The organism is Dethiothermospora halolimnae (genome assembly GCF_037577855.1).
GTDB lineage: Bacteria > Bacillota > Clostridia > Tissierellales > VENL01 > Dethiothermospora > Dethiothermospora halolimnae.
Map to the genome: position 1 here is coordinate 1 of NZ_JBAKFX010000026.1, position 14884 is coordinate 14884.

The window sequence follows — 14884 nt, forward strand, 5'->3', positions numbered from 1 at the left end:
CATAACTTTCTACTATGTAATAGAAAAAGTCTATATCTGTTACTTGTCCACCTAAAGCTTTGGCTTTTTTATATGCAAATATGTCCTTTGTTGCTGTATATGGTATATCCTCTGGTATTGTTACACTGTCACCCTTTGGCATACCAAAGTGAAATCTTATTCCTCCCCTTATTATATCACATACTAATACTTGATTAAACTGACTAACTAGCCTTTTTAATAGTTGCCAATCACTTTCTTTGTACTGGATTATGGGGTGTTTTATTTTTACTCCATCCCCCACGATATTGTTATAGTCTTTGTCTTTATAGTCCTTTATTATTTCCTCTATTAAAGCTGGATACTCCATTTCTTTGTCTTGAAAGGATCTATTCTTTTCCTTGGTATCTAGCATATAGCTTCCCGATATACAGTGGATTTCTGCTGTATATACTTCTGTTGTATTTTTTACTTCTATGCTATATATTATTCCCTTAAATATATCTTTTTTACCTTCATCTTCACCATATATGTATATTTCATCCCCTAGGGATGTGTTTATGGATGTATCAAACTCTTCCTCTTCTTCTACTATTGCTTTTATGTATAATTTACCGTGTTCATTTATCCCTTGTTCCATTTTCATCTCTAATAATGTATTTATCTTTAAAGGTGATTCTATCTTAATATTGTTAAATCCTATCATAGCTTATCTCACCTACTTTTTATTTATCATCAAATTGACCATCACTACAAAAGCTGATTTTCCCACCTTTTCCACATAATAAATAGGAATTGGTTGTAAGGGCTGGGATTCCCTTTACCTTTGTATCATTCTTTGTTTTTAACCATGGTCCAAGTAATACGGGTATGCACCTTTTCCCTGTGACAGGGGCTCCATTATCCGTTGCTAGGGTTATGACTGGGCTTCCATCATTTATTGGTACACTACATACTCCAAAGTAAGGTATATTCTTCTTAAACATACTATCAGTTTTCCTCATCATAGGTTTTCCATTTATATATGACCCATGACTTTTAGGTAAGTTTATCTTTCTTTCATGACTTCCAAATTTACACTTCATCGTTCCTCCCCTTACTATGTAACTTTCCTTTTCTGACATTTTTATCACCCCCTATATAGTTTTTATTTTCTCTAGGGTTATCCCTACAAAGTTACGTCTTAATATGCTTTCTGCCACATCTAGTCTTACCACTACTAGATACTCTTTAGCACCTTTAATTACAAATATATTTCTATTTCCTATTTTTTCTTTATCTAATACTAGCTTTTTTATTACACTTTTATTTAGATTAAACTCACACTGTTCATGTAAGGCTTCTACTTCTTCAAATATGGGAAGGTAATACATCTGTTGTACTTGATTTTCTAGATCTATTAGGGCTATTGTTTTAAATATTATATTTGAGTTATACTCTCCCATTAAATCTTTTAATTCTTCTGATATTATGTATATTTGTCTATGCAATATATCTAAATATTCTGCCTTTTCATCTCCTTTTATATGGATTATGGTGGGGTCTTTTATCTTGTGACAATCTAGTCTGTTTATATCCCTTACATCTATTTTTCTTATTAGGTCTAGATAGGTGGGAGTGTGGATATATCTTTTGTCCTGTTTTAATAGAAAGTATTCCATAGATTATTTTCTCCCTTCATATATGACTTCACTTTTGTCTATATATTCCCCAGCCATAATTAATATTTCTTCATCCTTGTCCATCTCTTTATATCCCTTAGTTTTAACAAGCTTTGGTATAAGCTCCTTTATATATTCTTTAGTTAATATGTTGTATTTTTCTCCTTCATATAGTTTTACCTTTTCTAATACCATGGGCTTTACCCTTTTAGATTGTTTTTTTATATCTTCTTTTATATCTTCCATATGGTGAAATAGGGACTTATATATAAAGTTTGGTTCCCAATATTTAACACATTCTATTTCATCTACATACCACTTTTTATCATATATATCTATCCTATAACGACATGTATTATGGATGATACTGGTTCTTAAGTAGGAAAAGTGTATGTATTTTGTTTTTCCCTTGTCCCCTTCTTTTTGAAGCTTAGATGCTTCTTTACATAATTTGTCAAATATATCTATCAAATTATTATCTATTTCTTCTTTATTCTCTAAGTATCTGTTTTCTATATTAGGTATCTCTTCTTTCCATCTCTCAAATAGATGTTCTGCCATAAGTTTATAGTATCTCTCATTTATTTCTTTTATGTTTATCATTCCATATTCACCTTTGCCCCTCCAATGATTACATCCTCTTTTATGTCTATATTTGCGTCCCCTTGTTTTAGGTTAATACTTTCATCTCCCTCTATTAGTACCTTGTTTTCACTGGATAGTTCTATATCATCCTCTGCTTTAAGAACTATTTTTTTATCACTTAGTATTTCTATTCCCCCTTCATCGGTTAGACGCATTAAAAGTTTGTCGTTTGCTATTATTTCTATGGCTCCCTTTTTAAAGACTATTTGTTTACCATATTTAGTTTTTATTTTTTTTATATCCGGGTCTTTCCGTTCATTTGAATCCTCCGATTCTAAATGAGCTGCATTTGCAACCTTGGCATTTTTTTCATCCCTGTCGGGAAAATATAGCCTTATTTTATCTTCTTTTTCTGGCATACAGTACCATCCACTTCCATCGGGGGATGAATATACTGTTGAATAGGGAAACCATATGGTATTTGGGTCATCTTCCCCATTATCAATATCCAGCTTAATCTTTACTTTATCCTTTTCTATCTCTAAAACATTACCTGCCAATGATAAACCTATTAGCTCTTGATTATATATCTTTTCTACCTTTAAGCCCTTTAAATCCCTAAGGGTATATCTTCCCACTATGGTTCCCTGTTCCATGGCTATTACTGCCTTTGCCACATAGTATGTTCTTGATTTAATATTAACCTTATTACATAGATCAAGTACTGTATGACTTTTTACTTCATAGTTAATATGGTCTTGTTCGTTTATCCCATCTATATGATTTTCTGATAGATATTTATACGTCCCCAGTTCCTTTCTAACTGTGTATTCATTATGTTTTAGTGTATAGCTTTTAAAACCACCGGGTATTCCCACATGAAACTTCACTTTATTAAGTTTTGAGTTGGGAACCAGTGGTGCATTAAAATATGATGCTAACCTTTTTATATACTCCCAGTCGGTTTCATTGTATTGAACATAGAGTCTTTTTGTTTTTGCACCCTTTGTGACCTCATCTATAATTTGTGCCCCTGAGTAGTCTTTACTAATCTTTGAAAATATACTTTCATATGTGGCAGTTTTATCTTTAAAGGAACGTTTTTTTAAGTTTATATCCATAAGGGAAGTGGCACTTATTGCTTCAACTTGGAGGGTTCTAACATTTCCCGTTGCTTTAATAGATATATTTTTTACCACTCCTTTAAATAATGTTTCCGTTTCTTCATCTCCCCTAAGACTCACTGCTATGGGTTCATTTTCCTTTGCATTTTCCACATACTTATCTAGATTTTCTTCCTTTGTAATTCCCCTTAAGTATAGTTTTACATGATTATTCAATTCTTTAGTAACCTTTAAGTCTAAGACCTTTTCAAACTTATATGGAGCAACAATAACGTTTAAATAAGTATATATCACATCATTCATATTAAACTATCCCCTTTAATCCTTTTTAACTACTCTTATTGTCTTTATCATCTCAAATCCAATATTTCTCCAATGGATATAATCATCATACATACAACAAAATGTTCCAATTACCGTCTTTTTATCTAGTTCAAATACGAACATTATATTGTATATGAAGTCATCTATGGCAGGGCTTTTAAACTCAAAGTAACCAATGTTTTTGTCCTCTACTTTTTCTATACCATCTGCATAAAATACACTTGCTGGATTTGTCTTTTTTATCATTACCTTCATACTATCTTTAAGCCTACCTACTAATTCTTCTGTTAGATCACTATCAATAGGATTTAATGTTATGTTTACACTATTTGTTTCATCGGTTTTAATAACCTTAGGTCTATGGATAGAGGGATATTTCATATCCATAATCTCTTTTTTCATATCCTCAAAATCTTCTGGGATATACATCCTAACCCTATCTTCTAGAAAGCTTGTCTCTTTAAATTGGTAATATCTATCCTTTATTCTTACAGGTTTCTTTGTTATATCCATATCTTCTAGTTCTTTAGCTTCTTTAGCTTTTTTCTTAAACTCTAGTATTTTCTTGTCACCATAATCCATATAACTATCACCTCAAAACTTATTTTTTAATCAACTATTATCACATTATCCCTGTTTATTGTATTTAATCTGCTCTTATTTCCTGTTTTAATTTCCCTAAGTATTTTATTTAAATTATTAAATATCCTTTCATTTGAATAATCTTTATTTTCAACCCCAAGTCTAGATGAAATATAGCTTAATATTAGCTCCCTATCTAAAGGTCTATTATTTTCCATACACTGCATACAAAAACAAATATCAAAACTATTAGTTAAATTATAGTTTAATGCCTCTTTAGCAAAGTTTCTTAAGATGATGGGAGACAATGTACTTTTTTCATAACCTGAATAGGGAGAACTTATTATATTTAATGTATTGTATTCAGTGACCATATCTTCAAAATCAGTATAGTTTGTCCTTAATTTTGCTCCTGTTTTTAATTTAAATCTACAAAGTTCCAATTCATCTTTATAAATATTTGTATCCCTATCAATAAATATTTCTGTATCATGGATTTGAAAGTCTTTATTTGATTTTTTATCACTAAACTTTACTTTTAATATAGATAAATCATTAAAGTTTTCATATTGTATCAAGTGGTTTTTATTTAATAAATAATTAACCTTATTAAACCTTATTATCCCTGGAGATATAATGATATAATCATCGTCTATTGTTAATTCACATCCAGCCACTATGCCATTTGAATATTTGTATATATATGTATCAAAAACATCTATTGGAAAATCCCTTAAACTTTCTAGCATCTGGGGCTTTAGCACCCTTCCTCTATGGAAAGTAGGATATTTATTTATAAACAATATGTTCACCCTTTTCAAAACTTATATTATTTTAATCCATCGAAAAAATTACATTCCCAGTTATCATTTTCAAAATCATAAAATTCTTCTCTTCCTATAAACAATTTTTCATCTTTTCTTAAAATAGGTACTACACAAAATCCCCATTGTTCTCTGATCGACCATACAAAAAATTTTATTTCATTATTTATTATGGTATCTGTTTCGTCCTGTACTATGATACCTTTATATTTTTCTTCTATTTCTTCAACAGTTATTCTTTCATAATCATCTAAATAGTTCTCATATTCATATTCATACCTTCTATCTCCATTACTATCCTTTAAATATAGTTTAAGGGTTACTCTATCCATAAATCTTGATATAGAACCAACTGATTGTTTATCCTTTAAACTATCTATTAACACTTTTTCAGTTCCCATATGGGTATATGCACTAATAATATAGGGAAGTATAGGCAGTTTGTTATTTATTTTAACCTTCATATGTCCAAACTGCTTTGCCTGTAGATATCTAAGACTTCCCTTTAAACAACTTAATTTTAATTCATGGTTATTATCCCGTTTGCTATTATCATTAAACTGTATTATTCTCCCTGGAACAAACTCCTTTATAGCATCTTTAAATATATCTATCTTACAGGATTGTCCTGTTAACTTTATAATGGAATAGTTTAATAATTGATTTTCTTCGTATTTACTTTCTAAAAACTTTTTAATAATATTATATATATCTGCCTTTAATAAGGTCCTTATATGGTTGATGTTTAATAATATTTCTATATCTTCTTTAGGTTGTATTAATTTCATCTGTTCATATGTATGTAACTTCCATTTATCAAAACTTATAAAAGGCTTGTCCAGTATTTTGTTGTCTTCTTCTGTTATTATTAAGTCTAAAACATCCCTTTTAGTAAAAAAGTAATGTTTCACTCTATCAGCCAAATCAAATAGAAGATAGTAGTTATCCTTAACTTTAAAATAGTCCTCTCTACTTTTATTTATATAGTCATTAAATTTGGTTGGAATGACTTCTTCATACTTAATATATTGATCATTAAGGTATTTATATATGTACTTGATTCCCTTTTCATCAACGATTCTAAATAAATCCCCATTAAAGTTATTAAAAATATCTTCTTTTAAGTCTTGCTTTTTAAGTAGTTTATTTCCTATAAGCATTTTAAGTAGTTGTAAAATCCTATAGGTTAAATTATTTCCTCCAAAATCAGTATCTCCATTTTCGTAGGCTGTATCTATATCTATTTCATAGGATATCCTATTATTTCTTATCTTAAATTCACATGATGATAAATCTGTGGTTCCTCCACCACAATCTATTATTAAAGCCCTATAGGCCCTATCTTCTATATATTTGTTTTTATATATTAACTCCCATATTGTATTAAACAGTACACAGGTTCCTTCATCCAGTGTATTATAAACTTCAATGTTATATCCCTCTGCTATTTCTTTAAACAATCTATTAAACCTGTTCTTTTGTTTTGTTGGACATGATATATGTACTTTTTTAAATTTACATTTAAATCTATTTTCAGCTATACCTATAATGTAGTTAATATATGCATCAATTATATGCTTTCTTTTTACCCAAAGTGTTTCCCCAGTTTTATCTATTAATCTTTCTTCCCTTTCATAATCACTAATCCATCGTTTTATATCATAAAAAATACATATATTACTATCTGTATAACTTTCCTTTGATAACTTTATAGCATCATATCCAAATAGGTATTTAGCAGAATCATTTTTTATAGATTTAATCCCAACTATGCTTGGGATTAAGGGGGTCTTTTTAAGTTCTCCTTTAGTATTATCTATAACTTCTACTATATCCACATCCTTTAAGTTAGATAGGTCATTGGGGTTTCCCCCAACACTATTAAATATCTCTTCATTTGAAAAAATCCCTGCTGTGGTATTTGTGGTTCCAAAATCTATTGATAGAGGCTTATCACTATCCTTTAAATCCTTGATAGCAAAATCTATTATGGGAATCTGATGAAATTTGATATATTTAGGTATATTTTTTATATCCCCATAATATATGTTATAAATTAGTTCAGAATATTTCTTATCAAAGTACAATAAATTGTAGTGTTTATTGGTACCATCTATTACTTTAATTTCTCTACTTTTAACTAAATAAAATCTTCCTTTGCTATATTCAACTAGGTTAAATATAGTACAGATTTTATAATTATCATCCACCAATAATATATTTCCCTCATCTAATTTCTCCCTAGATATTAATTCTAAACTATCGAAGATCTCCACATCTAATCCCTTATATATGTTTATGTACCGAGGAGTTTTTATTGTGGTATTATATGTTACTTTTTTATCCACCCTATTTATAAAGCTCTGTAGAGCTTCTAAGCCTTTATCATTTTGTTTATTTATATATAGATTTTTTTTAAGACCCCTATATTTCATAATTAATCTAACTAACACCCTTTTATCCGAAGTGTCAATTCCATTTGTTACCAATTTTTCCTTTCTACAGATATCCCTTAGTTGAAAGGTGGTCATGTTTTTTAGATCTTCTTCTTTATACTTGAATTTTTTAATGTTATATTTAATCTTTTTATTTTTATATAAGTTGTATGAATATCCCATATCAAATCACCTAAATCTTTCAAAATTAGTAAATTACCATTTCTTCCAGTGTCATAGTATCTTCTATACCTATTACTCCAAAATGATACTTCCAATATAAAAACACATCAAATTTTATATCAAGAAACATATCTATCAATAAATCTATCTTAGACTTTGCTGTCTTTGTTTTTTCTTCACCAATAACTACTAATATTTCCTTTTTATTGTCATTGTTTAAATATACAATACTTTTCTTAAAGATTCCCTTTACCACTTTTTTAAATAATTCCAACGATACATTTGTTTTATATAAACTTAATATATTAGAAAGAACTATATCCCTTTCATAATCAGTAAAAATACTAAAGTTCTCTTTTACTTTATCTGACACCATTCCATTTAAAATATCTGCTTTTATAAATTTTTTATAATATTCCCATTTATATAAACCTTGTTTTAAATCTATAAATCCTAAAAAGTGCATTAAGATATCAAATAGAGATTCTCTAAATTCAGTGCTTTCATCATATTCAATATGAAAAAAATCTTTAAATATGTTTAAAAATCTATAATATGGATTTACCTCTACAGTATAATCTTCTTGTATTTTTGTTTCATTCAAATTCTCAAAGGATACCTCCATATAAGGACTATAGGATATAGGATGTTTAAACACTAACTTTTCCCTATCTATTTTTTGACTATCTGCTTTTAATAATGTATCCCAAATGTAATTCATACCAATCTTCCTTCACATTTATATTCTGGATAGAACTTTTGTATTTCAGATACTAAAAAACTCATTATATCCCTTGTTATAAAGTTTATTTCTTTATTACATTTAAAATATAAAACAAGTGTTTTTTTATATTCAAAATCCCTTATTTCATCTATTATAAAGAAGTTCATATTATAGGTTTCCTCTTTAGTGACCTTATCTTTATCTATAATTTTAATACCTACCATTTCCAAATCTTCTGATGCTTTAAATGAATTTATAACCCTTGTTAATTCTGCTTTAGTTTTAATATTACTTTCATATTTATTAGCTAATTTTTCCATAAAGCTTATGTATTTTCCATTTGTCATCAAATCATATTCATATCTATCTGTCTTTGATTTTTTAAGACCTAAAACTTTAAATACATCCCAATCTCTAGATTCTTCAATATCTGTTGTTATAATAAGTTGGTCCTTTGTACGTCTTATATCTTTAACAACTTCATTTTCATAATATACTAAGTATCCATTATTATAGTTTTCTTTATTTAATTCTATGGCATGTTCATAGTTTATTTTATCCTCACAGGGATTTGGAAACCCAATGGTTTTTAACTTCAGTTTCTCAATATTCCAAACTGGAACCATATCATATAGTACATCTTTACTAAGCTCTTGAAAATTAACATTTATCTCTTCTATTGACTCATCTTTCGTAAACTCCCCTTCATATTCTACTAAATATACATCTATCATTTTATATATATAAGGGGCATTAATAGTTCTCCAGGGTATATTGTTCTTTATAAACATTTGATACAAACTATATATTTTATTTAAATACTCTTTGTTTTTCTTTATTTGAAAACAAGCTTTATATATTTTTTCACTAGTTTTTATACTACCCTGAAATCTCCTATTAGACTTTAGTAACTGATTTATTGTTAAAGCATCCCTTTTAATAAAAACTTTAAATAATTTTATTTCATTATTTTCCATCATTAAGTTCTCTATTTCATTTAAATCATACTTTTTATCCCCTATATCTGTGTCAATCATTGGGTGTAAGAAGTAGTGTATTGGGTCATAATCTCTTTTTTTCATGATAGTAGTACATATACTATAATTTTGTTGGATATACTCTATTTCATCGAAAACCCTATTTTCAAGTTTTTTATACATATCACTACTATGTTCATATAGGGGGATAAAAACATCATTTAATATTTCTTTTAATAAAGCTCGGTCCTTTAAGTTTTCAATTTTATTTATACTTTCATAAATTTTATCTTTCATTTATTCTCCTTTATCTGTCTCGGTATCTTCAATTGACCCTTGATTATGTATAATTTCCTTTACTTTTTCTATCTTCTCATTAATCCCTTTCATCTCTTCAGACATATTATATTTTTCATATATATCCCTTGCAAAGATATAGAGGGTTTGGGCTTCAAAGATATCTCCACTATCAAACTCTTCATCTCCATATTTTTCATATGCCTCTGCTTTAGACTTATCTTTGTTGGCCTGTTTTATTATTTTGTCTACTAGTTCAATTTTTTTTGTTATATCTTCCACAAGTTCTTTTTCTTCAATCTCTTTATATATCTCTTTAGCAGTTTCATAATAGATTTTTGCGTCATAATATTTGCCTATACTATAACTCATATCCCCTTTCATATATGTTTCCATTGCCTTTGCTCTTTTGGCCTCCTTCTCTTTTTCCTCTTCTTCTTTTTTCTGATTTTTTTCTGATAATTCAGCTTCTATTTCAGATATTTTATCTAATTTTTCATTGGCTTCATCCTTTGCTTCAATAAAGAACAGATCATAAGCTAAGTCTTTTGCTAAAAGATAGTTTTCCTTAGCCCCTTGATAATCCCCTAGGTCCATTTTCTTGTCCCCTTGTTTAAGTACATCCCAAACCTTTAAATGTTCCCTGGTCTTATCTAATTTTTCATTTATATATTTCTTTGCTAAGTTATCTGTGTAGTATGTTTTTTTATTAGCCAGCAAATATTTATCTAAAGCTTCTTTATATTTCTTATCCTGATAACTTTTATCTCCTTCAATTATTATTTCTACTAATCTTAAATTTTTATTGATATCACCTTTTTCTACTTTAAGCTCCAGCTCTCTAGCTAAATCTAAAGCTTCAGTATATTCTTCAAAGGCTCTGGGAAAGTTATCATCTTCTATATAATTTGAAGCATCTTCTATATGATAGTTCATGGTTTCAATTTTATCTAATCGCTTTTGATGTCTAATATACCAGATTATAAGTATAATTATTATAATCACTAATATAGGTATTAAAATGAAAATTATTTTTTTAATTCTCTTTTTTCTCTTAGGATTTTTATAAGTCTTATCTATAAATATTACTGCCAATGTATAGTTGTCTAAGTCCTTTGGTTGCTTAGACAATAGCATGTCCTCAACATTATCAACTACTTCTTGACATTCTTTGGACTCTGTTAGAACATCTAGCATTTCTCCACTGTCAATCTGTTCCCATAATCCTCTAGTTGAAAGGGATATTATATCCCCATCCTTTAGTTTAAAAGCTTTAGATATATAAGGTGTTAATCTTTTTCTTTGCCCTAAATAGCAATAAAGATTATTTCTTTCCTCATGTTTGGCTGCTTTATCTAATTCCACCTGTTCTGTTTCTATTAGCTGTTGAGTTAGGGACTGGTCTTTACTTTGATGTTTAAAAAATCCGTCTCTAAATAAAGAAAATCTAGTATTTCCTACTAAGCCATACCTTACTTTTACATAATTAGTCACAACAATGGTAATTGAAGCTTTTAACCTTACTTCTTTACTTTCATTTATCAATTCTTTATTTGCAATATTTAAAAGTTTTTTGATATATCTTCTTTTCATACTGGGTTTTTGACTAAATGAACTTATTATTTTAGATACTGCTATTTTCCCACTTTTAAAGTGTTTATCATTATCTATGCCATCTACTATTACATAAATTGCATATTTATCTAATTCAGCAAAGGCAAAGTAATCTTTGTTATGCAGTTTACTCCCCGCTTCTGATGTGAATTTTGTTATTATTTTAGAATTAATTTTCCTCATATCTTACACCCTTAATATATTGCTTTTATATTTTATTAGTATAATACTGCCATTATCCTTACCCCTTATAGATAGATTATCTAGGTATTCTATTATTTTTTTAGATATTTCCTTACAACTTAATAATCTATGTCTACTTAAATAATCTTCTAATATAGTGGATGGTACAAAGTTATATATACCATCACTCATAAGAACTATAATATCGTCTTTCTTCATTTTTATTGGAATGTTATTGATTTCTATATTTTTAAATTCATCTTGACCTATATAATTAAATATATTTTTATTTTCTAATGCCCATTGGGCATAATGTTTAGGTATCTTTCCTTCTTTAAATCTTTTTTTTGCAATCACATCCACTGTATGACCTTCATTTAAGGGTATTAACTCATTATTTCTAAACAAACATATTCTAGTATTTCCAACAGAACCATAATATAATTTATTGTTTTTTATTATTGCTGAAACTACACTTGTACCTCCACTTTTATCATCTAAAGCTTTTAGTATTTCTCTATTGGCTATGTTAAATGTCTTTTTAAAAAAATATTTTGTATTAGAAATAGATTTTTCCGACTTAAACATATCTTCAAATATTTTTACTACCAATTGGCTACAGATCTTACCTATTTTATTTTTCCCATGTCCATCTGCCAATACTGCCATAATTCCTTTATCTAAAAAAAGTACCCCTGCACTATCTTCTTGAAATTCTCTATTCCCTGTATAAAAATCAGAAAATGTTTCAATATTTAAACCATATATATTATTGTTTGATCTTAGACTATAGTATTTATGCATTGTTAAAAATGCAATCATTATACTTGATAAAATAATCAAATATATATATTCGTTTCCATTTACTGTTATATTCATTTAAGACTCCTTTATGATATATTGTTCCATTCAAAATGTTCCCCACAAAATGGTACAAATAAAAATTTACTCTTCCCCAGTTCTATTATGTCATATGGAGATAATTCTGTTGGTATATATACTGCTTCGTCATTTAAGTATGCAATCCCTGAAGCATCCCCTGGTAGTAAGACTGTATTTCTTTTTTTGGGATCATATACTACTATGGCATGATTTCTTCTTGAAATTTTATTATCTCCTATAATTTGAATGTCCATATCATCAGCCCGTCCAATAAAATTTTTACCTTCTCTTATTTTGTAGTCCTTACCTACCCTTGCCCCTTCAATACAGACAAGCCATCCACAAACCGGTTCCACCTCTACTTTCATTAGTTCCTCTTCAATGTCAAAGTCCTCCGGTGGTTGTTGCTTTTCTTTTTCCTTTGTTTCAGTTTCTATATTACAATAAGGGCATATAGTCCCATATCTTCTGGCACTAAACATATGTCCATTTTTACATCTAATGAGGCTCATTTCTTATCCTCCATTTCATTTTATTAGTAATTTAGTTTTAGCAATAAATAATATATCTCCCATTTCAATTTTACATGGTCTATCCTTTGATAGTTTATATCTAATATCATCGTTATATTTTTGTATGCTAATACCATTATCAGAATATAAGTCCTCTACATACCAATTGCCAGATGCAAAGTTTAAAACAGCATGTTGAAAATCTATTAACGATGCATATGTGGCAGAATCTAAGTTTATATCAACTTCTTCATGATTATTCTCCCTTCCAATAACTATGGAAGTTTTATTAAATAAATCCCACTCTTTTATAGTTTTATTTTCTTCATTAATGAGGGCAATTTTAGTTATTCCCTTTGATTTATCTACATAGTTATTAGCTGCTCCATTTTTAAATAACAAATCATATAAGCTTTTTATTCCTATAATTAAAAATATGGACATTAATATGTATTTTAAATATCCATCTTGTATGTACAAGTATATATATGTATTGGCGATTATGGATGTTATCAAAATAAAAATTTCCATAATTTTAATTTTGTTTGAAACTTCGGTTTTCAAACTTATCAACTCCGTTAATCTTTTTTTACTCCAAAGAAACTATTAAATATATTTGATGTATCCATTGGATTTTTTTTACTTGTTTTTTTACTATTCTTTTTCATTTTGCCCTTCTTTGGATCAAATCCAAAATAGTCCTCAAATTGAAAGTTCATATTAAATTGACTTTTAACATTACTTTTAGATTTTCTTTTTCTCGTATTTTCCCTTTTCCCTTTATAAGACGTGTTATTTTGACCTTCATCATATTTTTTTCTTAAACTTTCATCCTTTAAGATTTCATAGGCTTCTTTAACTTCTTTAAACTTTCTTGTTGCATTCTCATCATCTGGATTTAAATCTGGATGATATTTTTTAGCTAGTTTTCTATAAGCCCTTCTTATTTCATTTTGTGTAGCATTCTTATCTACTTCTAGTATATTGTATAAATTCTCCACGACACTTCATCCCTCATTTATATATAGATGTCTCGTAACGAGACATCTATATTTTTATTAGGCTCCATAGCCTCCTTCAATTTTTACTCCTGATAATTTATCTTTCTTTTGTCTAATAATTAATTCAAAGGTTCCTATACCTTCTGTATCTCCAAAATTCTCATTATAATCTATTACAAAGGCATTTGGGAAAAATATTTTTCTAACAACTTGAGAAGCTGATATTACTTCCACTGTAACCTTTCTATAACAATCTGCCTTTTCTGCTGGTATTAAAGACCACAATCCCAGCTGTTTAGTACCATCAAAAGGGTCTCCATCTACAGCCGTTAATATTTTTCCACTGATAACCATTGTTGAACCAACATCTTTTGTACGTGCATTAGAATCTATTGGTACATCAGTTTTTAATCTAACATTTTGTATACTTTCAACATTAAGTTCTATAGTTTCAGAACCTTCTATTTTCACTCTAAATCCCATAATTACACATCCTTTCTTAAGTATTTATTATTCTTCAAAACCACCTTCAAATTTAACCATCGGTGTCTTATCTTTCTTCTGTTTCATATGAAGATAGAAGGTTCCAATTCCATCTTCATCTCCATAATCTTCTGTATAATCTACTATAAAAGCATTTGGCAAATGGAACTGTCTTACCACTTGAGAGGCTGATATAACATCCACTGTGGCTTTTCTATAACAGTCTGCACTTTCTCCAGGTACTAATGACCATTGAGCCAGCTTCATAGTAGAATCTGCCTCCTCACCATCTACTGCAGTTAATATTTTTCCAGTAATTCTTAATGAAGTACCTAAATCTGTAGATCTTGCATTTGAGTCATCTGGTGTATCAGTACTAAACTCTACTGTTAAGATATTTTCTATTCCTAACTCAATAGTTTCAGGTCCTTCAACCTTAAGTCTAAATCCCATAAAAAATCCTCCTTTTATTTTATATTTATAAATGATTAAAATTAATCATTTAATACTAATT

General features: G+C 28.5%; 17 protein-coding genes. All 17 read right to left on the bottom strand.

Annotation, left to right across the window (positions count from 1 at the left end; all coding sequences use genetic code 11):
- Positions 1-685, bottom strand: a 685-nt coding sequence (locus tag V6137_RS11315; protein WP_425448046.1) for a hypothetical protein, incomplete at its 3' end; no start/stop codon positions are given.
- A 19-nt stretch (positions 686-704) separates the two neighbouring features.
- A complete protein-coding gene (locus V6137_RS11320) occupies positions 705-1103 on the bottom strand; it encodes a DUF4280 domain-containing protein (RefSeq protein WP_425448047.1) in 399 nt (132 codons plus the stop codon).
- A gap of 12 nt (positions 1104-1115) precedes the next feature.
- Positions 1116-1640 (bottom strand): imm11 family protein, encoded by a 525-nt coding sequence (locus V6137_RS11325; RefSeq protein WP_425448048.1) that lies wholly within the window; start codon positions 1638-1640, stop codon positions 1116-1118.
- 3 nt (positions 1641-1643) lie between these two features.
- Positions 1644-2243, bottom strand: a complete 600-nt coding sequence (locus V6137_RS11330; protein ID WP_425448049.1) for a hypothetical protein — start codon at positions 2241-2243, stop codon at positions 1644-1646.
- On the bottom strand, positions 2240-3652 hold the full coding sequence (locus V6137_RS11335) for a contractile injection system protein, VgrG/Pvc8 family (RefSeq protein WP_425448050.1): 1413 nt from the start codon (positions 3650-3652) through the stop codon (positions 2240-2242). Before V6137_RS11335 ends, V6137_RS11330 begins: the two co-directional genes overlap by 4 nt.
- 15 nt (positions 3653-3667) lie before the next feature.
- Positions 3668-4255 (bottom strand): hypothetical protein, encoded by a 588-nt coding sequence (locus V6137_RS11340; protein ID WP_425448051.1) that lies wholly within the window; start codon positions 4253-4255, stop codon positions 3668-3670.
- Positions 4256-4281: 26 nt separating this feature from the next.
- The gene (locus V6137_RS11345; protein ID WP_425448052.1) at positions 4282-5076 is read right to left on the bottom strand and encodes a hypothetical protein; all 795 of its coding nucleotides are present in this window, start codon (positions 5074-5076) and stop codon (positions 4282-4284) included.
- 8 nt (positions 5077-5084) lie between these two features.
- Entirely contained in the window at positions 5085-7697 is a 2613-nt protein-coding gene (locus V6137_RS11350; protein ID WP_425448053.1) for a hypothetical protein, read from the bottom strand.
- A 25-nt stretch (positions 7698-7722) separates the two neighbouring features.
- Positions 7723-8418, bottom strand: a complete 696-nt coding sequence (locus tag V6137_RS11355; protein ID WP_425448054.1) for a hypothetical protein — start codon at positions 8416-8418, stop codon at positions 7723-7725.
- Positions 8415-9695, bottom strand: a complete 1281-nt coding sequence (locus V6137_RS11360; protein ID WP_425448055.1) for a hypothetical protein — start codon at positions 9693-9695, stop codon at positions 8415-8417. The genes V6137_RS11355 and V6137_RS11360 overlap by 4 nt, the downstream gene beginning before the upstream one ends.
- Positions 9696-11492 carry a PP2C family protein-serine/threonine phosphatase gene (locus V6137_RS11365; protein WP_425448056.1) on the bottom strand — a complete coding sequence of 599 codons (1797 nt, stop codon included), beginning with the start codon at positions 11490-11492 and terminating at the stop codon, positions 9696-9698.
- Between the two features lie 3 nt (positions 11493-11495).
- Positions 11496-12371: a PP2C family protein-serine/threonine phosphatase gene (locus V6137_RS11370; protein ID WP_425448057.1), complete on the bottom strand. Its 876-nt coding sequence runs from the start codon at positions 12369-12371 to the stop codon at positions 11496-11498.
- Positions 12372-12382: 11 nt separating this feature from the next.
- Complete coding sequence (locus tag V6137_RS11375) at positions 12383-12886, bottom strand: FHA domain-containing protein (protein ID WP_425448058.1); 504 nt, start codon at positions 12884-12886, stop codon at positions 12383-12385.
- A 15-nt stretch (positions 12887-12901) separates the two neighbouring features.
- Complete coding sequence (locus tag V6137_RS11380) at positions 12902-13450, bottom strand: FHA domain-containing protein (protein WP_425448059.1); 549 nt, start codon at positions 13448-13450, stop codon at positions 12902-12904.
- Positions 13451-13464: 14 nt separating this feature from the next.
- Positions 13465-13887 carry a J domain-containing protein gene (locus V6137_RS11385; RefSeq protein ID WP_425448060.1) on the bottom strand — a complete coding sequence of 141 codons (423 nt, stop codon included), beginning with the start codon at positions 13885-13887 and terminating at the stop codon, positions 13465-13467.
- Positions 13888-13944: 57 nt separating this feature from the next.
- A complete protein-coding gene (locus tag V6137_RS11390; RefSeq protein WP_425448061.1) occupies positions 13945-14370 on the bottom strand; it encodes a hypothetical protein in 426 nt (141 codons plus the stop codon).
- A gap of 27 nt (positions 14371-14397) precedes the next feature.
- Positions 14398-14823: a hypothetical protein gene (locus V6137_RS11395; RefSeq protein ID WP_425448062.1), complete on the bottom strand. Its 426-nt coding sequence runs from the start codon at positions 14821-14823 to the stop codon at positions 14398-14400.
- Positions 14824-14884: the final 61 nt, after the last annotated feature.

Bases quoted from the DNA above. Each gene is read 5' to 3' on its own strand.
- V6137_RS11320 (WP_425448047.1), bottom strand. From the start codon at position 1,103: ATGTCAGAAAAGGAAAGTTACATAGTAAGGGGAGGAACGATGAAGTGT.
- V6137_RS11325 (WP_425448048.1), bottom strand. From the start codon at position 1,640: ATGGAATACTTTCTATTAAAACAGGACAAAAGATATATCCACACTCCC.
- V6137_RS11330 (WP_425448049.1), bottom strand. From the start codon at position 2,243: ATGATAAACATAAAAGAAATAAATGAGAGATACTATAAACTTATGGCA.
- V6137_RS11335 (WP_425448050.1), bottom strand. From the start codon at position 3,652: ATGAATGATGTGATATATACTTATTTAAACGTTATTGTTGCTCCATAT.
- V6137_RS11340 (WP_425448051.1), bottom strand. From the start codon at position 4,255: ATGGATTATGGTGACAAGAAAATACTAGAGTTTAAGAAAAAAGCTAAA.
- V6137_RS11350 (WP_425448053.1), bottom strand. From the start codon at position 7,697: ATGGGATATTCATACAACTTATATAAAAATAAAAAGATTAAATATAAC.
- V6137_RS11355 (WP_425448054.1), bottom strand. From the start codon at position 8,418: ATGAATTACATTTGGGATACATTATTAAAAGCAGATAGTCAAAAAATA.
- V6137_RS11360 (WP_425448055.1), bottom strand. From the start codon at position 9,695: ATGAAAGATAAAATTTATGAAAGTATAAATAAAATTGAAAACTTAAAG.
- V6137_RS11365 (WP_425448056.1), bottom strand. From the start codon at position 11,492: ATGAGGAAAATTAATTCTAAAATAATAACAAAATTCACATCAGAAGCG.
- V6137_RS11370 (WP_425448057.1), bottom strand. From the start codon at position 12,371: ATGAATATAACAGTAAATGGAAACGAATATATATATTTGATTATTTTA.
- V6137_RS11375 (WP_425448058.1), bottom strand. From the start codon at position 12,886: ATGAGCCTCATTAGATGTAAAAATGGACATATGTTTAGTGCCAGAAGA.
- V6137_RS11390 (WP_425448061.1), bottom strand. From the start codon at position 14,370: ATGGGATTTAGAGTGAAAATAGAAGGTTCTGAAACTATAGAACTTAAT.
- V6137_RS11395 (WP_425448062.1), bottom strand. From the start codon at position 14,823: ATGGGATTTAGACTTAAGGTTGAAGGACCTGAAACTATTGAGTTAGGA.